The 24,736-nt window shown below is 64.2% G+C and carries 23 protein-coding genes; 10 read left to right on the forward strand and 13 right to left on the reverse strand.

What is annotated here, in order from left to right; translation table 11 throughout:
• Positions 1-85 precede the first annotated feature (85 nt).
• Both LB569_RS28095 and LB569_RS28100 read left to right on the forward strand, forming a co-directional pair.
• Positions 86-766 (forward strand): amino acid ABC transporter permease, encoded by a 681-nt coding sequence (locus tag LB569_RS28095; RefSeq protein ID WP_027041978.1) that lies wholly within the window; start codon positions 86-88, stop codon positions 764-766.
• Entirely contained in the window at positions 763-1,530 is a 768-nt protein-coding gene (locus LB569_RS28100) for an amino acid ABC transporter ATP-binding protein (RefSeq protein WP_224537591.1), read from the forward strand. Before LB569_RS28095 ends, LB569_RS28100 begins: the two co-directional genes overlap by 4 nt.
• Positions 1,531-1,609: 79 nt before the next feature.
• Here the strand turns inward: LB569_RS28100 and LB569_RS28105 are convergent, their stop codons facing one another.
• The 7 genes from LB569_RS28105 to LB569_RS28135 form a co-directional block, all read right to left on the reverse strand.
• Positions 1,610-2,191 (reverse strand): CarD family transcriptional regulator, encoded by a 582-nt coding sequence (locus LB569_RS28105; protein ID WP_006327799.1) that lies wholly within the window; start codon positions 2,189-2,191, stop codon positions 1,610-1,612.
• A gap of 369 nt (positions 2,192-2,560) precedes the next feature.
• The gene (fdxA, locus tag LB569_RS28110; protein ID WP_015315302.1) at positions 2,561-2,899 is read right to left on the reverse strand and encodes a ferredoxin FdxA; all 339 of its coding nucleotides are present in this window, start codon (positions 2,897-2,899) and stop codon (positions 2,561-2,563) included.
• Between the two features lie 232 nt (positions 2,900-3,131).
• Entirely contained in the window at positions 3,132-3,518 is a 387-nt protein-coding gene (locus tag LB569_RS28115) for an RNA-binding S4 domain-containing protein (RefSeq protein ID WP_140702310.1), read from the reverse strand.
• 13 nt (positions 3,519-3,531) lie between these two features.
• Positions 3,532-6,921, reverse strand: coding sequence for a helicase-related protein (locus LB569_RS28120; RefSeq protein ID WP_224694917.1), 3,390 nt, complete (start codon positions 6,919-6,921; stop codon positions 3,532-3,534).
• A gap of 298 nt (positions 6,922-7,219) precedes the next feature.
• Positions 7,220-7,456, reverse strand: coding sequence for a hypothetical protein (locus tag LB569_RS28125; RefSeq protein ID WP_224694918.1), 237 nt, complete (start codon positions 7,454-7,456; stop codon positions 7,220-7,222).
• A 192-nt stretch (positions 7,457-7,648) separates the two neighbouring features.
• Complete coding sequence (gene phbB, locus LB569_RS28130) at positions 7,649-8,374, reverse strand: acetoacetyl-CoA reductase (protein WP_140702307.1); 726 nt, start codon at positions 8,372-8,374, stop codon at positions 7,649-7,651.
• 121 nt (positions 8,375-8,495) lie between these two features.
• Positions 8,496-9,674 (reverse strand): acetyl-CoA C-acetyltransferase, encoded by a 1,179-nt coding sequence (locus LB569_RS28135; RefSeq protein ID WP_224537598.1) that lies wholly within the window; start codon positions 9,672-9,674, stop codon positions 8,496-8,498.
• On the opposite strand from LB569_RS28135, the gene LB569_RS28140 reads away from it, so the two are divergent.
• Both LB569_RS28140 and phaR read left to right on the forward strand, forming a co-directional pair.
• Positions 9,655-9,888 (forward strand): hypothetical protein, encoded by a 234-nt coding sequence (locus tag LB569_RS28140; protein ID WP_140702304.1) that lies wholly within the window; start codon positions 9,655-9,657, stop codon positions 9,886-9,888. The two genes, LB569_RS28135 and LB569_RS28140, sit on opposite strands and share 20 nt — an antisense overlap.
• A gap of 81 nt (positions 9,889-9,969) precedes the next feature.
• On the forward strand, positions 9,970-10,578 hold the full coding sequence (phaR, locus tag LB569_RS28145; RefSeq protein ID WP_224537600.1) for a polyhydroxyalkanoate synthesis repressor PhaR: 609 nt from the start codon (positions 9,970-9,972) through the stop codon (positions 10,576-10,578).
• Between the two features lie 20 nt (positions 10,579-10,598).
• On the opposite strand, the gene LB569_RS28150 is transcribed toward phaR, so the two are convergent.
• A complete protein-coding gene (locus LB569_RS28150; protein WP_224694919.1) occupies positions 10,599-11,741 on the reverse strand; it encodes a citrate synthase in 1,143 nt (380 codons plus the stop codon).
• A gap of 93 nt (positions 11,742-11,834) precedes the next feature.
• Between LB569_RS28150 and LB569_RS28155 the strand changes: the two genes are divergently transcribed.
• The 5 genes from LB569_RS28155 (at position 11,835) to LB569_RS28175 (ending at position 19,754) form a co-directional block, all read left to right on the forward strand.
• Positions 11,835-12,923 carry a citrate synthase/methylcitrate synthase gene (locus tag LB569_RS28155; RefSeq protein WP_224694920.1) on the forward strand — a complete coding sequence of 363 codons (1,089 nt, stop codon included), beginning with the start codon at positions 11,835-11,837 and terminating at the stop codon, positions 12,921-12,923.
• Between the two features lie 220 nt (positions 12,924-13,143).
• Complete coding sequence (locus LB569_RS28160; protein WP_224694921.1) at positions 13,144-14,274, forward strand: patatin-like phospholipase family protein; 1,131 nt, start codon at positions 13,144-13,146, stop codon at positions 14,272-14,274.
• A 794-nt stretch (positions 14,275-15,068) separates the two neighbouring features.
• Positions 15,069-16,244: an efflux RND transporter periplasmic adaptor subunit gene (locus LB569_RS28165; protein WP_140702296.1), complete on the forward strand. Its 1,176-nt coding sequence runs from the start codon at positions 15,069-15,071 to the stop codon at positions 16,242-16,244.
• Positions 16,245-16,322: 78 nt separating this feature from the next.
• Complete coding sequence (locus tag LB569_RS28170; RefSeq protein WP_224694922.1) at positions 16,323-19,499, forward strand: efflux RND transporter permease subunit; 3,177 nt, start codon at positions 16,323-16,325, stop codon at positions 19,497-19,499.
• Between the two features lie 96 nt (positions 19,500-19,595).
• Positions 19,596-19,754, forward strand: coding sequence for a DUF3309 family protein (locus LB569_RS28175; RefSeq protein ID WP_140702293.1), 159 nt, complete (start codon positions 19,596-19,598; stop codon positions 19,752-19,754).
• Between the two features lie 65 nt (positions 19,755-19,819).
• Here the strand turns inward: LB569_RS28175 and LB569_RS28180 are convergent, their stop codons facing one another.
• Positions 19,820-20,779 carry an SDR family oxidoreductase gene (locus LB569_RS28180; protein WP_224537611.1) on the reverse strand — a complete coding sequence of 320 codons (960 nt, stop codon included), beginning with the start codon at positions 20,777-20,779 and terminating at the stop codon, positions 19,820-19,822.
• Positions 20,780-20,925: 146 nt separating this feature from the next.
• The gene (locus LB569_RS28185; protein WP_140702289.1) at positions 20,926-21,135 is read right to left on the reverse strand and encodes a DUF680 domain-containing protein; all 210 of its coding nucleotides are present in this window, start codon (positions 21,133-21,135) and stop codon (positions 20,926-20,928) included.
• A 127-nt stretch (positions 21,136-21,262) separates the two neighbouring features.
• Between LB569_RS28185 and LB569_RS28190 the strand changes: the two genes are divergently transcribed.
• On the forward strand, positions 21,263-22,177 hold the full coding sequence (locus LB569_RS28190; RefSeq protein ID WP_224694923.1) for a LysR family transcriptional regulator: 915 nt from the start codon (positions 21,263-21,265) through the stop codon (positions 22,175-22,177).
• On the opposite strand, the gene LB569_RS28195 is transcribed toward LB569_RS28190, so the two are convergent.
• The 3 genes from LB569_RS28195 to LB569_RS28205 form a co-directional block, all read right to left on the reverse strand.
• Positions 22,135-23,316, reverse strand: coding sequence for an MFS transporter (locus LB569_RS28195; RefSeq protein WP_224537616.1), 1,182 nt, complete (start codon positions 23,314-23,316; stop codon positions 22,135-22,137). The genes LB569_RS28190 and LB569_RS28195 overlap by 43 nt on opposite strands.
• Before the next feature lie 98 nt (positions 23,317-23,414).
• Positions 23,415-23,723, reverse strand: coding sequence for a DUF1244 domain-containing protein (locus tag LB569_RS28200; protein ID WP_224694924.1), 309 nt, complete (start codon positions 23,721-23,723; stop codon positions 23,415-23,417).
• A gap of 11 nt (positions 23,724-23,734) precedes the next feature.
• Positions 23,735-24,532, reverse strand: coding sequence for an N-formylglutamate amidohydrolase (locus LB569_RS28205; protein ID WP_224694925.1), 798 nt, complete (start codon positions 24,530-24,532; stop codon positions 23,735-23,737).
• Between the last annotated feature and the right edge of the window lie 204 nt (positions 24,533-24,736).

The raw sequence follows: 24,736 nt of genomic DNA on the forward strand, positions 1-24,736 counted from the left end.
TCTTTGACGGCGCGCCGCTTTTGTCGTGATATGGCCGACGCATTCGCGTTCGATGACGCCGCTCGTCCATTCCGGAGGATCTTTCGTGCCGCACTGGCTGCAACTGATGCTGGAGTCGCTGCCTTCGCTGCTGTGGGCCGCGTTGATCTTTACCGTGCCGTTGACGCTGCTGTCCTTCGTGCTTGGCCTGACGGTGGGGTTGGGCGCGGCGCTCGGCCGGCTGTTTGGCCCCAAGCCGCTTGTGGCGCTCGTGCGCTTCTACGTCTGGATCTTCCGCGGCACGCCGCTCCTGGTGCAGCTGTTCCTGATCTTCTACGGCCTGCCTTCGGTCGGCATCCTGCTCGATGCCTTTACCGCGGCGCTGATCGGCTTCACCCTCAACATCGGCGCCTACACGTCGGAAATCATCCGCGCGGCCATCGGCTCGGTACCCAAAGGCCAGTGGGAGGCCGCCTATTCGATCGGCATGACCTGGAGCCAGGCGATGCGGCGCACCATCCTGCCGCAAGCTGGCCGGGTCGCCGTGCCGCCGCTCTCCAACACCTTCATCTCGCTGGTCAAGGACACCTCGCTGGCCGCCGCCATCACCGTGCCGGAAATGTTCCAGGCGGCGCAGCGCATCGTCGCCACCACCTATGAGCCGCTGATCCTCTATGTCGAGGCGGCGATCCTCTATCTGGCTCTCAGTTCGGTGCTTTCGGCCTTGCAGACGCGGCTGGAAACCCGGCTCAACCGCTATGGCGGCTTCCTGGAGGCACGCTCATGATCAGCCTCACCAACATCGAGAAGCGGTTCGGCGACAATCTCGTGCTGAAGGGCGTGACGGTTACCATTGCCGAAGGCAGTGTCACCGCGCTGGTCGGCCCTTCGGGTGGCGGAAAAAGCACGCTGCTGCGCTGCATCAACCTGCTGGAGATCCCGACCTCGGGCACGGTGCGTATCGGCGACGAGACGCTCGAGTTCCGCCCGGGCGTGAAGGTGCCGGCCGCGGACATCAGGCGCCTGCGGCTGCAGACCGGCATGGTGTTCCAGAATTTCCAGCTGTTTCCACACCGCACGGCCATCGAGAACGTCATGGAAGGCCTGGTCACGGTGCTGAAATGGCCGGAGGCACGGGCCCGTGAGCGGGCGCTGGCCCTGCTGGAGAAGGTCGGCATGGCACACAAGGTCGATGCCTGGCCGGCGACGCTGTCGGGCGGCCAGCAGCAGCGCGTGGCGATCGCCCGGGCGCTGGCGCCGTCACCCAAGGTGCTTCTGTGCGACGAGCCGACTTCCGCCCTCGACCCGGAGCTGGCGCAGGAGGTGGTCGATGTGCTCGGTCAACTCGCCAGCGAGGGAACGACCATGGTGATGGCAACGCATGATCTGCGCCTCGCCTCCAAGATCGCCCGGGAAGCGGTGTTCCTCGACGCCGGCGTTGTCGTCGAGCAGGGGCCGTCCGCCACGCTGTTCGGCAATCCGGAGCGCGAACGCACCAAGCGATTCATCGCGACGCTGAAGCAGGAAGCGGAGAAGGAAGGCGGCGCATAGCCGCGGCAATCTCCGGCAATGCCAAAGACAAAAACCCAGCGCGAGGCCGGGTTTTTCGTTAACTATAGGACGAGGGGATTCAGGCAGCTTCTTCCTGCTCGGCTTCCTCGTTATCGGCCTTGGCGCCGCGCTTGGGTCCCTTGTTAAGGTTGACCTCGATCAGGCGCACGGCTTCGGTTTCCGACATGCGGTTGACGGCCGCGATCTCGCGGGCCATGCGGTCGAGTGCCGCCTCGTAGAGCTGGCGTTCGGAATAGGACTGTTCCGGCTGGTTGTCGGCGCGGTAGAGGTCGCGCACGACTTCCGAGATCGAGATCAAATCGCCCGAATTGATCTTGGCATCATATTCCTGGGCGCGACGCGACCACATGGTGCGCTTGACGCGGGCGCGACCCTGCACGACCTTCAGCGCGCGCTCGACATAATCTTCTTCCGACAGCTTGCGCATGCCGATCGAGGTCGCCTTGGCGACCGGCACCTTCAGGCGCATCTTGTCCTTCTGGAAGTCGATGACGAACAGTTCCAGCTTGTGGCCAGCCACTTCCTGCTCGTCGATCGAGACGATCTGGCCGACGCCATGCGCCGGATAGACGATGTACTCGCCGGTCTTGAAACCGTGACGCGCGGCCGTGGACTTCTTCTGCGGGGTGATCGTTGCCATTACGCCCTGAACTCCTTGTTGTGGGCCGGCGGCGGTGCCGGCTGAACTCACGTGATCGGGGTCACCGATCATTAGCCGCACAACAGATGAACCCACCGGAAAAGCCGGGACCGGCAAACCGCACGAATTGCGACCGCCTGGCCCAGATCGCTCTGGTCCGGAGTGGGATTTTCACCTTTCAGTGATTTGGGGCGTCTGCGCCATAAATCGACGTTGTGTCACCGGCATGTTTCGCTGATGTAACACAAAAAGTCGGAAGAATCAAGGTTTTGCTGCGTAAGCGGAGGCCATAACCAATCGCCGCCTGTCAAGGCGGTTAATCCGACTTGCCTGTTACGCTACGTCATACAAGCCTTTACAGCGGTGTTGTCAATCGCCTTCGCCGGGCTCGGCGGAGAAGTATTTCTCGAACTTGCCGGCCTCACCGTCGAAGCTCTTGGCGTCGGCCGGCGGCTCCTTCTTGGCGGTGATGTTGGGCCATTTGTCGGCATATTCGGTGTTGATCTGCAGCCATTTGTCGAGGCCCGACTCCGTGTCGGGCTTGATCGCGTCGGCCGGGCATTCCGGTTCGCAGACGCCGCAGTCGATGCACTCGTCGGGATGGATGACGAGCATGTTCTCGCCTTCGTAGAAACAGTCGACCGGACAGACCTCGATGCAGTCCATATATTTGCATTTGATGCAGTTGTCGGTCACGACATAGGTCATCGGGCGGCTCCGGGACGTCCAGTTTTTGCTGGCTTTTTCCGTGAGGTAACGCCTTTATCGGTCGCTTGCAAGGGTGGCCATTCCCAGCGTCGCCAAGGTTTGGGAATGGAAATCCGCAAGGGCGCCGCCGCGAAGGCCTGGCATGCCTCGCGCACCGCCCGTTTGCCGGCGCCGGTTTTGTTTTTTGCCTGCGGTTGCCCTGCGGAGCACTCCGCTTCTGTTCGACGGGGGCTCAATCTTCGTCGAGCAACCGGTCGGTCTGGCGGCGCTCTTTTTTGGTCGGGCGGCCGCTGCCAGCCTCGCGCAGCGCCGGGATGGCATCGGGAAGGGCGTCGCCCTTGGGTGTGGGCGGCGGCGACATGTCTTCATAAAGGGTGCGGGCTTCCTCGGCCGGGCCGCGTCGCGCACCAGCGCCAAGCACCTTCCAGACGAAGATACGCCGGTCGAGCGTGATCGTCAGCACGTCGCCCGGCTTGACCAGATCGGAAGCCTGCGCTGCTTTGTCGCGATTGATGCGCACGCGGCCAGCGACCACCAATTTGGCCGCCAGCGAGCGCGATTTGACCGCACGCGAGAAGAACAGCCATTTGTCGATGCGCTGGCGGCCTTCAGCAACCATCGAAGTGCCGAGCCTACTTCTTTAGCTGGTCGCGCAAGGCGGCGAGCTTGGCGAAGGGGGAATCCGGGTCGAAGCGCACCGGGCGCTCCTCACGTGGCTTGGCCTGGAATGCAGGCTTGCCGCCTTGCGGCCCGCCCTTGCCTTCCGGCCTGCCGCCCTTCCAGTCCGGCCGGCCTTCGCGGCGCTCGGGACGATCGCCTTGCGGGCGGCCGTCGCGCCTTTGTTCGCCTTCGGTGCCAGGCTTGGGCTTGAACTTCGAGCGGTCGAAGCGCGGCTTGCCGGCGCCGTCGCGGCGTCCTTCATGAGCGGGACGCTCTCCTGGCGTGGCGGGTGCGGCGGCGGCATCGGCCGGCGCGTTGCCGCGGCCGCGCGCCTGGCCGTTGCGCTGGCGATTGTTACGGCCTTCGTGATGGCGGGGGCGCTGGTCGAAGCGCCCTTGCCGCCACAGCAGGATAGGCTTTGGCGCTTCGGCTTCGGTGGTCGGTTCAGCCGCGGCTTCCGACACGGCAACGGGTTCGGCCGCCTCCGTCGAGGTGGAAGCGTCAGCGGCCGGCTCCGCCGGCGCTGCTTCGTCCGCGGGCGAGGCTTCAACCGCCGCAGCTTCAGGTTCGGCGGTTTCAGGTTCGGCTTGTGGTTCAACCTGTGCCGGCTCGGCGGCTTCAGCTACAGGCGTCTCCTCATCCGCAACCTCGGCGGTCGCTTCTGATTGCTCTTCCGCGACAGCCTCCGCCGGGGCGTCCGCAACGATTTCGGCTGGAACCTCGGATACGGTCTCCGCGTCCACATCGGGCGACGACTCCGAACCCTCGACGACGGCCGGCGCCGCCGCCTCTTCCGCTGCCTTGGCTTGTTCGGCGCGCGCTGCCTCTTCGGCCGCGAGCTTGGCCGCTGCGGCTTCCCGCGCGGCACTGTCCTGCGCTTCCAGCCGTGCCTTGACTTCCGCCGCCGGCTTCGGCTCGGCGCGATAGCCGAGCCCCTTGAGGATTTCTTCCATGTCGTCGGCGGTGGCGCCGAGGATCGACATCATCGGCGGCGTCACCATGAAGGCCTGGCCGTCATAGGCGCCGTCCGGGCGCTGGCCAAGGCCGGGCTTCCAGTTGGTCGCCGGGCGGATCAGGTCGGCCAGCCGCTCCAGAATGTCGATGCGCACGGCGCGGCGGCCGAGATTGCGGTAGCCGGCCAGCTTGTAGAAGGCCTTGTCGAAGGCCGGATCGATGACAACCGAGGTGCGGCCCGATGCCAGCGCATGGACGACGTCGCCGAAGCCAGGCTTGTCCTTGCCGTCATTCTTCAACGCCCACAGCAAGGTCACCAGTCCGGCCGGCGCGGGCTTGATCAGCGCCGGTACAAAGACGTGGTAGGCGCCGAAGCGCACGCCGAGCCGGCGCAGTGCGGCGCGGCCCTCCTGGTCGAGCGACTTCATCTCCTCGGCGATGTCACGGCGGTTGATGAGGCCGAAATTCTCGACCAACTGGAAGGCGATGCCGCGGCCGATGCCGGAAATCTGCTCGGCATTTTTCAGGTCGACCAACGGCTTCAGCAGGGACTCGATCTGGAAATTGACAAAGCGCTCGGCACGCGCGGCGACCTTGTCGCGCGCCGGGCCGGTGAGCTGTTCGTCGGCCAGAAGCACGAGGCGCGGCTTCAGCGGGTCCTCGCCCGAAACCAGCGTGCCGATCGGCGCGCCGATCCAGCGCAGCGTGCCGTCCGAACCGAGCGCGAGGTCGCCATTGGCGCAGGCGCCGAAGCGCTCCGCACGGGCATCGAATTCGGCGGCCAGCGCCTTTTGCGCGGCCGTGCGCACGGCCTTGGCGTCTTCGCCGCCGGCGGTCTGATCGGCGGTGAAGCGGAACCCTTGCAACTCGCCGACGTGATGGCCTTCGACAAGGACGGTTCCGGTAGGGCTGATTTCGGCTTCAGGCATGGTATTTTCTCTAAGGCGCCGCATGAGGACGGAAGTCCTGCGGTCTACGAAGCGTTTCGTCAACCGCTCATGCAGCGCATCCGACAATCTGTCTTCGATTTCGCGCGTCTTTTCCTGCCAGTGTGCCTGATCGGCCAGCCAGCCGGGCCGGTTCGACACGAATGTCCAGGTACGGATCTGGGCGATGCGGTGCGACAGCGTGTCGATGTCGCCCTCGGTGGTGTCGGCGCGGCGCACCTGCTCGGCCATGTAGTTTTCGTCGACATGGCCGTGGCGAGCGAGGTCCATGTAGATCGAGGCGATCAGGTCGGCATGCTGGGCGGGCGCGATCTTGCGGTAGTCGGGCAGCGCGCAGGCTTCCCAAAGCAGCGCCACGCGCTTGGCATTGGTCGCGAGCGCGCGGATGTCTTCGTCGCGGGAGAGATGTTCGAGCGCCTGCGCGTCGACGGCCGGCAGCGCGCGTGTCAGGCCCTCGACCGGGGCGTTGGTTTCGATCGAGCGCTTCAGCGCCTCAAGGCTGGCGAAATCGAATTGGGCGGTGCGCCACTGCAGCACCTTCACCGGGTCGAAATCATGGCTCTCGATCTTCTGGACCAGATCCTCGTCCAGCGGATCGACCTGACCGGTGACGCCGAACGTGCCGTCGCGCAGATGCCTGCCGGCGCGGCCAGCGATCTGGCCAAGCTCGGCCGCGGTCAGATTGCGGTACTGGTAGCCGTCGAACTTGCGGTTCTGGGCAAAAGCGACATGGTCGAGATCGAGATTGAGGCCCATGCCGATGGCGTCGGTGGCAATGAGATAGTCGACGTCGCCGGACTGGAACAGCGCCACCTGGGCATTGCGGGTGCGCGGCGAGAGCGCTCCGAGCACGACGGCCGCACCACCTTGCTGGCGGCGGATCAGTTCGGCGATGGCGTAGACCTCGTCGGCGGAGAAGGCGACGATCGCGGTGCGCCTGGGCAGGCGGGTCAGTTTCTTGGAGCCGGCATAGGCGAGATGCGACAGTCTTGGCCGCGTCACCACGGAGACGCCCTTCAGCAGCCGCTGGAGAATGCCGTGCATGGTGGCGGCGCCGAGCAGCAGCGTTTCCTGGCGGCCGCGCAGATGCAGGATGCGGTCGGTGAAGATATGGCCGCGCTCGAGGTCGCCGGCCAGTTGCACCTCGTCGATTGCCACGAAGGCAGCGTCGGTCTCGCGCGGCATGGCCTCGACGGTGCAGACCGAATATTTGGCGCCCGGCGGCTGGATCTTCTCCTCGCCGGTGATCAGCGCGACCTTGTGGGCGCCGACCTTTTCGCAGACGCGGCTGTAGACCTCCCGGGCCAGCAACCTCAGCGGCAAGCCGATGACGCCGGTTTCGTGCGCCACCATGCGCTCGATGGCGAGATGGGTCTTGCCCGTGTTGGTCGGCCCAAGCACGGCGGTCACGTCGCGGCCCGACAGGATCAGCGGCTCGGTGTGTTTCTGCTGGATGTTCATCGGCTCGGAAATAAGGCTTTCTGGCCTCTCGTTGTCGGGAGCGTGCCTGGACGGCGCGTATGACAGCCGACACATAGGGATTTCAGGCGCGAAGCGAAAGCGGAATGTTCCGTCCGGGTTCCGAGGGTGCCCGCGTCAGCCCGCAAATCAGCCCCTGCTTAACAGTTGGAACGAGTCTGGAACGAATCAGCGACGAATCGGTGACTCCGTCAGATTCAGCTTTTGTTCACGGCTAGATATGGATTTTATGACCATGAGTCTCACCACATGCTGAATCACCGAACTGGCCCGTTTTATGCTAAGTGTATCCTGCCCTTAACTTTTGCCGGTAAACGATACGCGCGGCATGGCGCGACGCGCTCAACATTATGATATTGTTAATCTTTCTGAACTCGGTGTTAAGGAATTGCAGGCAATCGTGGCCATTAATGTTAACATTGCGCTCAAAGCCGGAACGAATCGGCGACAAAGCGGCGCCGGCGATATTTTCTTGGTTTGTTCCCTCAATATCTTGTGTTGTGAACAGCTTATCCACCGATAATCCACAGATTTGGCCACACGGTTTCGCACAGAGGCGCCACCCCCATTAACCCTTGCGTGCCGGATTGGGGCAGCAGGTGGCAGCGGGGCGCTGTAGCTCCAGAGCATCAATTGAAAAACGGATGGGTTTCCCGACCTGTTTCGCCGGTCAAGGCCGCCGGCCGGTGGGCCAGTCGAAAATCAACGCCTAGACAAAATACTGGCCGCCATTGGCGGTGAGGGTCGAGCCGGTGATAAAGCCGGCATCCTCGGAAGCAAGGAAGACGACGCAGCGCGCGATCTCCTCCGGTTCGCCGAGGCGGCCGACCGGGATTTGCGGGATGATGCGCTCGTTGAGCACCTTCTCGTCGATCGCCTTGACCATCTCGGTGGCGATGTAGCCGGGGCAGATGACGTTGACAGTGATGCCCGCGCGCGCGCCTTCCTGGGCGAGCGCCTTGGAGAAGCCGATGTCGCCGGCCTTTGCGGCGGAGTAATTGACCTGGCCCGCCTGGCCCTTCTGGCCATTAATCGAGGAGATGGTGATGACGCGGCCGAACTTGCGGTCGCGCATGCCGCCCCACAGCGGATGCGTCATGTTGAAAACACCGGACAGATTGGTATCGATCACCTCTTTCCACTGTTCTCGCGTCAGCTTGTGGAACATGGCGTCGCGGGTGATGCCGGCATTGTTGACCAGCACCGAGACCGGGCCGAGATCGGCCTCGACCTGCTTGATGCCGGCGGCGCAGGCGTCATAATCGGCGACGGACCATTTGTAGGCTGGAATGCCGGTCTCGGCCTTGAATTTCGCCGCGGCCTCGTCATTGCCGGCATAGTTGGCGGCAACCGAGTAGCCGGCGTTCTTCAAAGCGATCGAGATGGCCGCGCCGATACCGCGCGATCCGCCCGTGACGATTGCAACCTTGGTCATATGTCCTCCCTTTGGTCGGAAGAGTGAGTAGGGAGTAGCCAATAGCGAGTAGGGATTTGATGTCCCGCCGCGCTGAAGCCATTCTTCCCTATTCGCTACTCCTATTCACTGCTCACTTTCTTCAGAGCGCTTCCACGCACATGGCGACGCCCATGCCGCCGCCGATGCAGAGCGTGGCGAGGCCCTTCTTGGCGCCGCGACGGCGCATTTCGTAGACCAGCGTGTTGAAGACGCGGGCGCCCGAGGCGCCGATCGGATGACCGATGGCGATGGCGCCGCCATTGACGTTGACGATCGAGGGATCCCAGCCCATGTCCTTGTTGACGGCGCAGGCCTGCGCCGCGAAAGCCTCGTTGGCCTCGACAAGATCGAGATCGCCGACGGACCAGCCTGCCTTTTCCAGAGCCTTGCGCGAGGCGGGGATGGGGCCGGTGCCCATGATGGCGGGATCGACGCCGGCGGTCGCCCAGGAGGCGATGCGCGCCAGCGGGGTGATGCCGCGCCTGGCGGCTTCGGCTTCGGTCATCAGCAGCGCGCCGGCCGCACCGTCATTGATGCCGGAGGCGTTGGCGGCGGTCACCGTGCCGTCCTTGTCGAAGGCCGGCTTCAGCTTGGTCATGGCGTCGATCGTCGCGCCATGGCGGATATATTCGTCCTGGTCGACAATGGTGTCGCCCTTCTTGCCCTTGATGGTGAAGGCGACGATCTCGTCCTTGAACTTGCCAGCCTTCTGCGCGGCTTCGGCCTTGTTCTGCGAGGCCAGCGCGAACTGGTCCTGGTCGTCGCGGGTGATCTGGAACTGGCGCGCCACGTTCTCGGCGGTGTTGCCCATGTGATAGCCATTGAAGGCGTCCCACAGCCCGTCCTTGATCATGGTGTCGATCATCTTGTAGTCGCCCATCTTGACGCCGGCGCGCAGGTGCTCGGCGTGCGGCGACAGCGACATCGATTCCTGGCCGCCAGCGATGATCACCTTGGCGTCGCCGGTGGCGATCTGCTGCATGCCGAGCGCGATGGCGCGCAGGCCCGAGCCGCACACCTGGTTGAGGCCCCAGGCGGTGGTTTCCTTGGGCAGGCCAGCAAGGATCGAGGCTTGGCGGGCCGGGTTCTGACCTTGCGCCGCGGTCAGCACCTGGCCGAGGATGACCTCGTCCACCTCGGCCGCCTCGACACCGGCACGCGCCAAAAGTTCCCTGACGACGACGGCGCCGAGTTCATGCGCGGGGGTGGCGGCGAAGGCGCCGTTGAAGGAGCCGACGGCCGTGCGCGCGGCGCTGGCAATGACGATGGAAGCGGACATTTTCTTCTCCAGACTTCAAGGTGTTGTTGTGCCGTTGGGGACTTTTCTTGCCGTTTCCCAACCCCAAGTCAAACCGGAAATCGGCATGGCGCCCATGCGCCGCAAGCAGGTCGCGTCTCGCCGCGCCGAGGGTACGGCCGCTGCCGCGCAGCATGTTTTGCCTGCTATGCAGCATTATATGATCCCGCAGTGCACAAACTGCTTGGAATTGTGAGGCTTTTGCGCATATCCTCAAAAAGGGCGCAATCGTTACCGGCTGCTTACGCAGGCTTGCCGGTGTCCGGGGAGGATGCAGATGGCCGCAAAAGACGACCCGATCATTATCAAGAAATACGCCAACCGCCGCCTCTATAACACGGGGACGAGCACCTATGTGACGCTCGAGGATCTGGCCGAGATGGTCAAGAAGGGCGAGGAATTCACCGTCCAGGATGCCAAGACCGGTGACGACATCACCCATCCGGTGCTGACCCAGATCATCTTCGAGCTGGAGAACAAGGACGGGCAGAACATGCTGCCGATCCCGTTCCTGCGTCAGCTGATCGCCTATTATGGCGACCAGATGCAGATGATCGTGCCGAGCTTCCTCGAACAGTCGATGTTGGCTTTCTCCAAGGAGCAGGAGCGCTTTCGCGAGCAGATGAAGGGCGCCATCGGCAAGTCGCCGCTCGACGTGATGAAGATGGCGACGCCGATGAAGGCGCTCGAAGAGCAGACGCGGCGCAACATGGAAATGTTCCAGAACGCGATGCGGCTGTTCACACCATTTCCGCCCGTTGGCCCGGCGCCGGCCGCTGCCCCGACCGAGCCAGCCAGGAAGGAAGCGCCTGAGAAGTCCGACGACCTTCAGGAGCTGAAAAGCCAGATCGCGGCCATGCAGCGCAAGCTCGACACGATGTCGTGAGCACATAGCGCTCACGCCGTTTACGGCAGCAATCCCTCATAGCGGCCGCGCGGCCGGATGATGCTGCCGCTCAGGATCTGCTCGACCATATGCGCGGCCCAGCCGACACTGCGTCCAAGCGCGAACAGGTGGAACGGTGCATCGCGCGGCAGGCCAAGGCCGCGCGTCAGCACGGCCAGGGCAAAGTCGATATTCGCTGGCGCGCCGGTCGCGGCAATGGCGGCGGTTTCCAGCGACCGCAATGTCTCGTCGGTGTTGTCGATGGCCGCCAGAAGCGCCGTGGCCCGGGGATCGCCCTCGGGATAGAGTTGATGGCCGAAACCCGGCAGCGGCCGGTCGTGGCCGAGCCAGCGCCGGATCGCGGCATCGGCGCCATGCCGCGCCGCGTCTTCGGCCAGTTGCATCACCGCTTCGCCGGCGCCGCCGTGGCGGGGACCGGACAGCGTCGCCAGGCCCGTCATCAGACAGGCGGCGGGCGAGGCGCCGGTCGAGGCGGCGACGCGGGCGGCGAAGGTCGAAGCGTTGAGTTCGTGATCGGCGAGCAGCACAAGGGCGCGCCGGATCGCGTCCGCGCCATCGTCGTCCACCGACCAGCCCCGTGCCAATCGCATATGCACCGGATCCGGCCCCGCCTCGGCGCCGAGGGCGCTGGCCAGCACGCCGATCGCATGCGCGGCATCAGCGCACAGCGAGGCGGCACTCCGTCCCAGGGAAGGCCGCGACTGGCCGGCAAGCAGAGCGAGTTGCGCAAAGGCCTGGGCGCGGCCGGGCGGGCGGGGCGCATCTGTTGGTGGCGCTTCGAAACGAACGGGTTGAGGCATGGCCCAGAGCACGCCAGCGGTTTCTTCCAGCGTGGCATGGTCGGACAGCGCAACGGCGTCCCGGCCCCGATAGATGAGGCGGCTGTGCCAGACGGTCGAAATCGCCGTGACGATCGAGGGCTCGCCCCAGGCGATCGCGCTTTCGGCGATGGCCGAGGGGCTGCGTCCGCGCGCCCTTCGCGTTGCCAGCGCGACGATGTCGTCGGCGCGGTATTGGCTGCGGCGCGGATCGTCGCGGTCCGGGCGCATGCCGATGCGGCCACGGCTGACATAGGCGTAGAGTGTCTGCGGCCTCACGCGAAGCCTTTCCAGTGCCTCCTCCCGCGACAACCATTCCGACATTTTTGGCCCTGATATTGATTCTGTTGATCAAGATTGATGGGTATGGCGCTCACCCTTATCTCCCATCGGGAAAAGCTTCAAGGAGACAAGGCTATGGCGAATGGGCTCGATGATGTGGTGGCGGCGGAAACCTCGCTGTCGGATGTGGACGGACTTGGCGGTCATCTGACGATCCGCGGTCATGCGCTCGCGCAATTGGCTGGACGATGGAGCTTCGTCCAGGTCGTGCGCCTGCTGCTGGACGGATTCTTCGAAAATCTGCCCGATGACGCCGAACTGGCGGCAAGACTGGGTGAGGCACGCGTCGATGTCTTCGACCGGGTCGTGCCAGCGCTGCCCTTGCTGGCCCCGCTTGAGGTCTACAGCGCCATGCGCGCCGGCATGGCGCTGCTGCCGGATGGCGAGACGCTGACGGACGCCTTGCGGCTGATCGCGGCGCCCGCGGTGCTGACGCCGGCGCTGCTGCGCCTGCGGCGCGGCGAGCAGCCGGTCGCGCCATACGGCAAGGCCGACCATGCCGCCGACATGCTGCGCATGCTCAACGACGAGTCTGTTTCGCCCGAGCTGGCCAAGCCCCTCGACACCTATCTGGTGACCGTCTGCGACCACGGCCTCAATGCCTCCACCTTCGCCACTCGCGTGGTTGCCTCGACGCAGGCCGGGCTGACGTCGTCGGTGCTGGCGGGCCTCGGTGCCCTCAAGGGACCGCTGCATGGCGGCGCGCCCGGGCCGGTCATCGAGATGCTCGACGCCATCGCCGCGCATGGCGACGCGGCCGGCTGGCTGCGTAACGAGATCGCGCAAGGCCGGCGCATCATGGGCTTCGGCCATCGCATCTACCGCGTGCGAGATCCGCGCGCCGATGTGCTGAAAGCGGTGGTGCGCAAGCTTGGCGGCGACGGCGAGACCGGCCGCCGGCTGGCCTTCGCCGAAACCATCGAGCAGACGGCGCTCGAGGTGCTTCGGATCGCCAAGCCGCAGCGCTCGCTGCAGACCAATGTCGAGTTCTACACCGCGCTCGTCCTGGAAGCGGCGGGCTTTCCGCCGGACGCGTTCAGCAATGTCTTTGCCGCCGGGCGCGTCGCCGGCTGGGTTGCGCATGCCCGCGAACAGCAGACCACCGGACGGCTGATCCGTCCGCAGTCACGGTATGTCGGGCCGGTGCCGGACCTCGTCGCCTAGCCCTGTCCGCCAAGTTCATGCCTGTTTGGAAGCTCCCGCCTCTCCGTCTTGCACGGCGGAGGACTTTTTCTCATGACCGAAATTTCATGTGATCACGCGACCGTGTTCCTGTTCTTGCCTAGGTTCGTCCTTATATGGTGCACTGCAACATAAGCCGGCGATAGCTGATTCCTTTCAATGACGTAAGGGCAGGCCGCCGCATCGGGATGACAGGAACGCCATGACGAAGAACGGCAAGGCGGAGGAAAAGAAGAAGATCAACATCGCGCTCCAGGGCGGCGGCTCGCACGGCGCTTTCTCCTGGGGCGTGCTCGACCGGCTGCTCGAGGACGGCAGGCTGGATATATCGGCCGTTTCCGGCACAAGCGCCGGCGCCATGAACGCGGTCGCATTGGCCGATGGTTTCGTGCGCGGCGGGGTCGAGGGCGCGCGGAAAAAGCTCGACGATTTCTGGCACGCGGTGGCGGCCAAGGGCCGGTTCAGCCCGGTGCAACGCATGCCCTGGGACATTGCCTGGGGCAACTGGTCGATCGAGAACACGCCGGGCTATGTCTTCTTCGACACCATGTCGCGGGTGTTCTCGCCCTATGTCGCCAACCCGCTCGGCCTCAATCCGCTGCGCGACGTGGTCGCCCAAGAGATCGATTTCAAGAATGTCCGCGCCTGCAAGTCGATGGAATTGTTTATTTCCGCCACCAATGTCGAGACGGGGCAGTTGCGGGTCTTTTCCGATGGCGAGATCGACCTCGACACAGTGATGGCGTCGGCCTGCCTGCCGCAACTGTTCCGCGCCGTCGAGATCAAGGGCGTGCCCTACTGGGATGGCGGCTATGGCGGCAATCCGGCGCTCTATCCGTTCTTCAAGACGGCGGCGACCGAGGACGTGCTCCTGGTGCAGATCAATCCGGTGGTGCGCGAGGGGACACCAAGAAGCGCCAACGAGATCCAGAACCGCATCGACGAGATCACCTTCAATGCCGGGTTGCTGCGCGAGTTCCGCTCGATCGCCTTCGTCAAGGAACTGATCGCCGCCGGCCGCCTGCCGCATGGCGAATACCGCGACATCCGCATGCATCGCATTGATGCCGACGAGGCGTTCAAGGATCTGTCGGCATCCTCGAAGGTCAACGCAGAATGGGCGTTCCTGACCTATCTGCGCGACCTCGGCCGCACCGCAGCCAGCGACTGGCTTGAAGAGAATTACGACGCCGTCGGCAAGCGCGCTACGCTGGATCTTTCCGGCGAACTCGATGACGGTTTCAAGCCGGTGCGTGGTCCCGCACCCGGCCGCCGGGTGAAGGAATTCCTCGCCGTGCGCAAGAACCCGGAGGCAGAGCGCCGTCGGGCCTGAGCCCGTCGGCATCGTTTGCCTGCACGCATTGCAAGGGCCGCGGAGGAGAAAGCTTGTTGGCCTGACAGCAACCCTGGCGTGCGTGCGAGCGCACATCATGCTGACGCCTGCTGCCACCGAGGGATTGAGCGGCGCGGGTCCGAGGCGGGTCGCGAACAAAGGGCGCAACGGTCGACAACGAATCGGCAATGGGGCGAGATACAAGCGCTGTCGTCGCTTCGGGGCCGATCTCGCGCATGTCAAGATACACCGATCCGGGCTCCGTAGCGCCGACGCATTGGCGTCTTCAGCATCTGTCTGGACTTCGGCGGACGGCGGTCGGCGGACGCGACCTGAAGGAACTGTGAAGCCATTTCTAAAGCAATTTCAGTTATTTGGCCGCGCTACGGCAATCGACCCTTGCCAACCGAACGGATAAGGATCGTTGGCTTCATACCGGCGCTTCCAATCAGAGACGCGATTTGCATGGCGGCCGTATTTCGGGACCTGCGGACGGACCCATGGCCGGCCGGACCGGCCGCCCGTGGTCGGCGTTTCAAGGGCGGATCGGCAACCGGGGGCAGGCATCGGCAGAGTAACAGGGCAAGTCACGAGAACCGTTTCATCGCGGTCACACCTTGTCCGGCTACGCAATGCTGCTGCAACTTTCGGACTATATTGCGGTGCAACTTTGATGTAGAAGCGCGCTCGCCGATCACGGCAATTTGAACACAGTCAGGCGCGCACCCATATCGGCGACGCGCCCGCGCTACGCAAGGCGCGGTGCTGGCCGAACCCGCAACGGAAAAACGACGATGCCTAAAATCAGGTTTCACAAGCTTGCAGCCATTGTTGTGCTCATCGGTTTCGCGGCCTGGATGGCGACAGGCGAGTTCTCGTCGGTCGGCAGCGTAGCGGCCAACAAGGCCAAGGCAGCCGAGGTCGAGCAGGGCAAGGCGCCGGACGCGAGCAAGCCGAAGACGGCGGAAGCCGAACCCAAGGCCCCGTTGCGCACCGTCGCGGTGGTGACACCGCCGCGCAAGACCTATGCGCGCGCCATCCGCATTTCGGGGCTGACCGAGGCCGACAAGCGCGCGGTGCTGGCAACCCGCGTCGCCGGCATCATCGAAAAGCTGCCGGTCAAGCAAGGCGATCACGTCAAGACCGGCGACCTGGTGCTGATGCTGGCGGCGGAAGAAAAGATCTCGATGCGCGACAATGCCAAGCAACTCGTCGCGCAGCGGCAGGCCGAACTGGACGCCTCGCTGCGGCTGATGAGGACCGGTAATTTGCCCAAGCTGCAGCTCGACACCGCTCGCTCCAATCTGACCCTGGCGCAATCGCAGCTGGATACCGCGCAGGCCGAGCTCGACCGCAACGAAGTGAAGGCGCCGTTCGACGGCGTCATCGACCGGGTGCCGGTGGAACTCGGCAGCTCCGTCATGCAGGGCGGCGAGGTGGCTACCATCCTCAAGCTCGACCCGGTGATCGCGCGCGGCGAGATCAGCGAGCGCGACCTCGGCTATCTAAAGATCGGCGACAAGGCCAACGTCCGGCTGGTCAGCGGCCAGACCGTCGAAGGCACCGTGCGCTATATCAGCCGCGACGCTTCGTCGGCGACCCGCACCTTCCGCGTCGAGATCGCCATCCCAAATGCCGATGGCTCGGTGCCGGCCGGTATGACGGCGGAAATCCAGCTCAGCGCCTTGCCGACCGACGCGGTGCTTTTGCCGCGCTCGGTGGTGACGCTGGGCGACAAGGGGGATCTCGGCATCCGCTCCGTCGGCAAGGACAACAAGGTGGCGTTCTTCCCGATCGACCTGGTCGACGACACGCCGACCGGTCTCGTGCTTGGCGGCATCCCGGCCGATGCGCGCATCATCGTCGCCGGCCAGGAACTGGTGAAGGAAGGCGACGAGGTCAACCCGGTCGAGGCCGACCAGGCGACCATCAACAAGCTGATCGGTGAAGCCACTGCCGGGACGCAGTAGCGCAGGGCGCCGGCCCCGGGCTTGCCCGGCGACAGCATGTCCGTTCGCCACTCCCGAAGCCAACAGCAGGCATAAGTCATGGATATCGTCAGACTCGCAATCAACAATGCCCGCCTGACCATCTCGGTCCTGGTTTTCCTGCTGATCGCCGGCTGGATAGCCTATCAGTCGACGCCGAAGGAAGCGGAACCGGACGTTCCGATTCCGATGATGTATGTCAGCCTGATCTATCAAGGCATTTCGCCTGAAGATTCCGAGCGCCTTCTGCTGCGGCCGATGGAAAGCAAGCTGAAGAGCCTGAAGGGCCTCAAGGAGATGCGCTCGGCCGCGTTCCAGGGCGGCGGCTACGTCCTGGTCGAGTTCCAGCCGCAGACGAACCTGGCGGCAGCACTGCAGGATACGCGCTCCAAGGTGCAGGACGGCAAGGCCGACCTGCCGCAGGCGGCCGAGGAGCCTGTCGTCACCGAGGTCAACATCTCGGAATTCCCGGTGCTCGTCGTCACGCTATCGGGCGAATTGCCCGAGCGCGTCTTGACGGCAGCGGCGCGTGAACTGCGCGATCGCATCGAGGAAGTGCCCGGCGTTCTCGAAGGCTCGTTGCAGGGCTCGCGCGACGATCTCGTCGAAGTCGTCATCGATCCGATGAAACTGTCTTCCTACGGCCTGCAACTCGACCAGCTGATCGGCGCGGTCGGCGCCTCCAACAGCCTGGTCGCGGCCGGCAACATCGAGGGCTCGCAGGGCAAATATGCCGTCAAGGTGCCGTCCTTGATCGAGACGCCCGAGGATGTCGCTGCACTTCCCGTGGTCGCCGGGCCCAATGCGGTGGTTCAGGCCAAGGACATCGCGACCATCCGCTCGACCTTCGCCGACGCCACGACGATCACGCGCCTCAACGGCAAGCCGGCCATCGCCATCGAGGTCAAGAAGCGCATCGGCGCCAATCTGATCGACACGCTGACCAAGGTCAGGGAAGTGTCCGACGCCTTCGTCAAGACCATGCCCGAAGGCATGCACGTCACCTACACGCAGGACAAGTCTGTCTTCGTCAACCAGCTGCTCGGCGACCTGCAGAACCACGTGATGATCGCCGTAATCCTGGTGTTCATCGTCATCCTCTACGCGCTCTCCGGCCGTGCCTCGCTGCTGATTGGGCTGGCCATTCCGTCGTCCTTCCTGATCGGTATCCTGCTGCTTGCGATGATGGGCTACACGATCAACATGATCGTGCTGTTCAGCCTCATCCTGGCGGTCGGCATGCTGGTCGACGACGCCATCATCGTCACCGAGTTCGCCGAACGACGCATGAGCGAGGGCATGCCGAAGCAGGAGGCCTTCGCGCTGGCCGCCAAGCGCATGGCCGGCCCTGTCATCGCCGCGACGATGACGCGTATCGCCGCCTTCTCGCCGCTCTTGTTCTGGCCCGGCATCATCGGCGATTTCATGAAATACATGCCGATCACGCTGATCGTGACGCTGTCGGCCTCGATGCTCTATGCGCTGGTGTTCGCGCCGACCCTGGGCGCCATCTTCGCCAAGGCGCCGGACCATCACGAAGACGACAACCGCGATGGCTGGTACATGGCCGTCGTCAAGCAAGCGGTGCGCTTTCCCATCACGGTCCTGGTGCTGACCGTCGTCCTGCTGGCGGGCATCTTCGTTGGCTATTCGAAATATGGCGCGGGCGTCGAGTTCTTCCCGAGTGTCGAACCGGATTACGGCCTGCTCTACGTGCATGCCCGCGGCAACCTTTCGCTGGCCGAAATGGATACGGCGACCAAGATCGCCGAAAACAGATTGCTCGGCTGGCCCGGCGTGAAATCGGTCTACACCCGAGTCGGCAAGACGCAGGGCGGCGGCCAGGATGTGCCCGAGGACGTGGTCGGCGTCATCCAGTACGAATTCATCGATTGGCGCGAACGCAAATCCGCCAACCAGATCCTGAGCGATCTGCGCGGTGTCATGGCCGGCATTCCCGGCGTCGACGTCGAGGTGCGCGTGCCGGAAGCCGGCCCGCCGACCGGCAAGCCGATCCAGATCAGGCTTTCGGCCGTCGATCCCGCCGGCCTCGACGACAAGGCGCGTGCCGTGGCGGCGCGTATCGCCAAGGTGCCTGGCGTCATCGATATCTCCGATGGGCTGCCGCCGCCTGGCGTCGACTGGGCGCTCGAGGTCGACCGCGCCAAGGCCGCCCAATACGGCATCAGCCCGACTTCGGTCGGCACCGTGGTGCAGCTGGTGACGAACGGGCTGAAGCTCTCCGAATACCGGCCCGCCGGCGCGGACGACGCCGTCGACATCCGCCTGCGTCTGCCGGAAGACCGACGCACGCTGTCGACGCTGGACGAGCTCAGGGTGCAGACCTCGCAAGGGTCGGTTCCGATCTCGAACTTCGTCGTGCGCAAGCCCGAGCCGACGGTCGGCATCCTCAACCGCATCGACGGCGCCCGCACCGTGGTGGTGCAGGCCAACGTCACGGCCGGCAGCCAAGTCGCCGTCGTACAGCAGGAGGTCACCCAGGCCGTCACCGACATGAATCTGGGCAGCGGCATACGCTGGAAGCTGGCCGGCTCGAACGAGGACAGCGCGGAAGCCAGCGCCTTCCTCAGCAAGGCCTTCGGCGCGGCGATCTTCCTGATCTTCCTGGTGCTGCTCGCGCAGTTCAACAAGTTCACCAGCGTCTGGCTGGTGCTGTCCTGCGTCGTCATGGCGACGATCGGCGTGTTCCTCGGACTGCTGATAACAGGCGAGACGTTCGGCATCGTCATGTCGGGCATCGGCGTCATCGCGCTCGCCGGCGTGGTGGTCAACAACAACATCGTGCTCATCGACACCTATGACCGGCTGCGCGAGGAAGGCTGGGACAAGATGGAGGCGGTGCTGCAGACCTGCCGCGAGCGCGCGCGCCCTGTCGTGCTGACCGCAGTGTCGGCCATTCTTGGTGTGCTGCCGATCGCCTTCGGCCTTGGCCTGGAAATCTTCCATCACGAGACGACGATCAACGCGCCGTCGACGCAATGGTGGATTTCGCTGTCTTCGGCGATCGTCTTCGGCCTGTCCTTCGCCACCATTCTGACGCTGGTTGTGACCCCGTCGATGCTGATGGTGTTCACCCGCGCCAAGGTCAAGCCGGGCGCCAAACGCGGCTGGTTCAGCCGGCTGTTTCGGCGCGGCAAGGGCGAGATCTCGTCCCATGAGCCTCTGGCGGATGTCGGCGCCGAGCCGGCAGTCAGCTTCCCGAAGGCCGCGGAATAGAGCGTTTCGCAAGCCAAGCAACAAAGGCCGTCCGGGAACAACCGGGCGGCCTTTTGCATTGTTCCCTCCAATGCAACCAGACGGCGAGGGCTTAAAATGACGATCAGCACACTTCTCGTTATCATCCTGATCCTGATCCTGATCGGCGCTGTGCCGGCATGGCCGCATTCGCGCTCCTGGGGCTACGGCCCTTCGGGCATTGTCGGCGTCATCCTGGTCGTGGTGCTGATCCTGCTGGTGATGGGAAGGATCTGATCGGCAACGATTCAGGGCCGGGCCTTTACCGAGCCCGGCCGTTCTCACGCCAGCAAGTTCAGTGATCAGGCGGCTTGGCGCCGGGAGGGTGCGACGGCGATACCAATATCCTGCAAGGCTTTGTTCACCGCCTGGTCGAGAGGCGTGTGGGGAATCTCGCCGATGATGCTTTCCAGACGCGTCGAGGCCAGCCGATGCGGCTCGAAACGCAGGTAGGACATCGAGACGATCTCGCGCCACATCGCCACGAACGGGCTGCCGACGCGCAGCACCCACCAAGCCATCGCGGTCATCTTCAACTGATGGCCGACGGCCTTCTCGGCGGCGGCCTTGATCTCGAGATCGGTGACGGCGTGACTTGGGAAGTTCAGCGCCTCATAGAAACCGAGCTTGTCGAGATTGCGGGCAAGCGCGACGAAGCCGGCGGCGAAGTCCGGCAGATAGGCCCATTCATGTACCAGGTCAGCGGGACCGGGTGCTGTGTAGATGCCCTTGTTGATCTTGGCGGCGACGATCAGGTCGAACCACGATCCGCTGCCGGTGCCGCCGAAGAAGTCGCCGGCGCGCAGGAGAATGGTGCGCACCCTGCCCGCCTCGGCCTCGCGGCGGAACAGATCCTCCATGGCACAGCGAATGCGGCCTTTTTCGGTGGTCGGATGGAACGGCGTATCTTCCGATAACACCACCGGCATCGGCGAGCCGTAATTGTAGACCGTGCCGGGGAAGAGGTGTAGCGCACCGTTGGCATGGCAGGCGGCCATGACGTTTTCGGCCATCGGCAGGCATTTGCCCCAGTCGGTGTAGATCGGGTTCAAGCCGTTGAAGATGATGTCGACACCTTGCGTGGCGAGGATCAGCGACTGGCGGTCCAGCGCATCGCCGGCAAATGCGGTGGCGCCTTTGAGCTCAGCTGGTACCTTGCCGTTGCGGGTGACGGCGCGCACATCGTAGCCGGCGTCTATGAAGGCCTTGGCGACTGTGCGGCCCAGCCGGCCATTGGCGCCGAGAATTGCGATTTTGGTCATTTCTGGTCTCCTTGCTTGCCTTGAAGTGCGGGGTTTGCCTTGAAGTGCGGGTTTGCCTTGAAGTGCGGGGTTTGCTTTTAAGTGCTGGGGTTGAGTTGAAGCGACGGGCCAAGCCCGCCGCTTTCCGGATCCTCCGGCATCGCCGTTCAGCGGCTGCCGAAGAGGTCGCGGTTGCTGCCCTGCACGACAGGCTTCTGATTGGTCGCCTCGGATTTGCGGATCGAATTGGTGACCGTGTTGTCGGTGCTGGCGACGGCCGGCTGGCTCGCATTGTCCGAGCCAAACTTGTCGCTGCCGGCAAAAGCGGTGCTGGCGGCGATGAGGAGGGCGGCGGCGGTGAGTGCGATCTTGGTCATTTGAGTTTCTCCTGGTTGGTTGGATGGATGGTTGTTGCAGTCCTTATCGGTGTCTGCAGGGTGAATATCGCCGTTTCATCGATGAATTAAAATTGACTACGAATGCAGTCTTGATATTCATTATTGAATGGACGACATCGACTGGAACCTGATCAAGAGCTTCGTCGCCGTGGCGGAAACCGGCAGCCTGTCGGCTGCGGCGCGAAAGCTGTCGGCAAGCCAGCCGACGCTCGGCCGTCACATCGGGGAGTTGGAACAGGTGCTCGGCGTCACGCTTTTCCGGCGTGGGCGAAGCGGCTATGCGCTGACGGAAGCGGGAGCCACGCTGTTCGAACGCGGCAAGGCGGTCAGCGAACAGGCGAGTGCCTTTTCACGGCTCGCGCTGGGCTCGGTCGAGGCGATCGAGGGCACGGTGCGTATTGCCGCAAGCGAAGTGGTGGCGGCCTATGTGCTGCCCGACATGATGGCAAGGCTGGGCATCGAGGAACCCGGCATCGAGGTCGAGATCGTTGCCTCGAACCAGGTCGAGAACCTGCTGCGCCGGGATGCCGACATCGCCATTCGCATGGTCAAGCCGGCGCAGAACGAACTGGTGGCGCGCAAGGTGTGCGATATCGCGCTCTGTGCCTGTGCGGCGACCTCCTATCTCGACAGGCGCGGCCGCCCGGCGGAGCCGGCCGATCTTGTCAATCACGCCCTGATAGGCTTCGATCGCAGCGACGAGATGATCCGAGCCTTTTCCCAGTATGGCGCCTCGGTCAACCGAAACAGTTTTCGTTTCCGGGCCGACAACCAGATCGTTCTATGGGAAGCGGTGCGGGCGGGAAACGGCATTGGTCTTGGCCAGGATCCGCTGGCGGACCGCGATCCGCTGGTGGAGAAGGTTTTGCCCGGGCTGCCATTGCCCACCCTCCCGGTATGGCTGGCCATGCATCGCGACGTGCGCACCAGCGTGCGCATCCGCCGCGTGGCGGACTTTCTGCACGAGGACTTGAAACGCTATTCGGCAGGCGCCGGCTCGGCCGCAAACTCGGCGCGGTGAGCCAATCCGGCCATCAGAAGCACGACGATCAGCAGAGCCGACATGGCGATGAAGATCGGGCCGAAGCTGAAATGTTCGGCGACGAAGCCGATCGCCGACGGCGCCACCAGAATACCGGAATATCCCATGGTGGTGACGACGCTCATGCCGGTACCCGACGACATGCCTTCCTGGTTGCCGCCGGCCGAAAAGATGATGGGCACCATGTTGGCGATGCCGAACCCGCAAAGCGCGAAGGCCGCGATGGCCAGCCAGGGCGAGGGTGACAGGCCGGCGATCAGCATGCCGGCGGCCGCGACGATGGCCGAGCCGCGCAGCGTCGTCACCGCGCCGAAGCGGTTGCGGACGCCATCGCCAAAGAAGCGCATGATCGCCATGACGCCGGAGAAGGCCGCATAGGCAAGACCGGCAACGGCAAGGTCGGCGCCGAGTTCCTGCCGCAGATACAACGCCGCCCAATCGAGCACCGCGCCCTCGGAAATCATCGTCAGCAGGGCCATCAGGCCGATCAGGTAGACCAACGGGTTTGCCGGCAACGTAAATTTATGATGCTCGGCCACCTGCGGCCTGTTTTCGGCCACGATATGGGGCACCGCCGCCGCGATGGCCGCGAAGGCAAGCACGGTCACCACCGCGGCATGGGCGAGATGGCCATAGGTCTGGATGGCAAAGCCGCCAAGGGCGCCGCCGGCAAAGCCGCCAAGGCTCCAGAAGCCGTGCGAGGACGACATGATGGCGCGCCCCAGCCGCCGTTCCACCACCACGGCATTGGCGTTCATGGCGACATCCATGCCGCCGATCGAGCCGCCGAAGATGAACATGGCGACGGCCGCCAGCGGCACATCGGGCGCCAGCGCCACGACCAGCAGGCCGAGGCTGCCGCACAGGGCGAACCAGCGCAGCACGGTGCGCGAGCCATGTCTGGAGATGAGGTGACCGCACCAGGTCATGGCGGTGACCGCGCCGGCGCCGAACAGAAGGATCAGCAGGCCGAGGGTGAATTTCGAAATATCCAGCCGGGTCAGGAACACCGGGATCTGCGGCGCCCAGCTGCCGGTCAGGAAACCGTTGGCGAGGAAAATGGCCGCCACCGCCCATCGCCCGCGGATGGCCGTCTGCATGGCGTTGGAAGCATTCATGGGTCGATTCCGGTCAGAAAATGGCTTTGCGAGGCAAATTAGATCGATTCAATTTCCAGTCAAGCGCTGTTGTGGGAAAGCATTTGGGCCAAACGGACTTAGTGATCCCTAGGCCGCCGCGCCTCGAACTCGGCCTTCTTGGCGTCGGAAGCCTCTGTCTGGTTGAGCGCCTGCCACTCGGTATAAGGCATGCCGTAGACGACCTCGCGCGACTGATCCTTGCCGAGATCGACGCCCTCGGCATTGGCCGCCTCTCGATACCAGTTCGATAGGCAGTTGCGGCAGAAGCCGGCCAGGTTCATCAGGTCGATGTTCTGGACGTCGCTGCGTTCGCGCAGATGGCTCACCAGCCGGCGAAAGGCGGCGGCCTCGAAGTCGCGCTTCTGCTCGTCGCTGAGTTGGGTCATCGAAACCTCCGTCATAACGGCCCGGTGCGCGAGCCGAACATCTTTACCGCATGTATATCGGCACGGCGGTCGATCGCGTCAACGATTGGGGCCAGCCGCCCAGCCCAGGCGAGAATGCCCTTCTGGTCCGCTATCAGGTCCTGGCGGATTTCGATCAGCGCGTGGGCATAGCCATCGACGATGGCATGCTTGAACATGGTGTCGCCGCGCAGCGCGCCGTCATAGGGCTCGTTGTCGCCAACGACGAGGTTGGCATCGGCGGCGAGCATGTCGATCAGTGGCCGCGCCACGCGGTCGTCCCTGTCCCAGAGGATGCCGACATGCCAGGGCCGCTGCCTGCCCTGCATGGCCGGGGTGAAGGAATGCACCGAGAAGATGAAGGGCGCTTGCCCCGAAGCCTGCGCCACCGACGCGATCATGGCGCCGACCGCATCGTGATAGGGACGGTAGAAGCGATCGAGCCGCCTTTCGCGCTCCTCCGGCGCCAGGGGATAATTACCCGGAATGATGGTGCCGTCGTATAGCTGGCGAATGAGGGTCGGATCGTCCTCGCCCCGGTTGGGATCGATCAGCAGCCGCGAGAAATTGGCGAGCACCGCCGGCGCGTCCAGCAGGGCCGCCAGTTCGCGCGTCACCGCTTCGACGCCGATGTCATAGGCGATATGGCGATCGAACTCGGCCGCAGGCAAGCCCAGGCTGCCATACTCCTCCGGCAGGTCGCGGCGGGCATGATCGGCCAGAAGCACGACGCCCCGCTTGCGGTCGCCCTCGACAATATCGAAGGGCGCGAAAACTGTGGATCGGGTCATTGGCGGGAAATGGTCGTTCGCTGGCCTTCGGGGAGGATGCTATCGTCATTCCACGAAGACGACGTGTGCGCAATGCCGTTGTTTGGCCAAGGTTTCCCGGGAAATCTGGCAAGGGCGACGGATCGTGCGCCGGGAGCCTTCCTAAATCGATTGGAATTGGTCAAAACGGCGCGTTGACATGCGCCCGGACTTTTCCGAAAAGGG

This window comes from Mesorhizobium sp. BH1-1-4, from assembly GCF_020165665.1.
Lineage (GTDB): Bacteria > Pseudomonadota > Alphaproteobacteria > Rhizobiales > Rhizobiaceae > Mesorhizobium.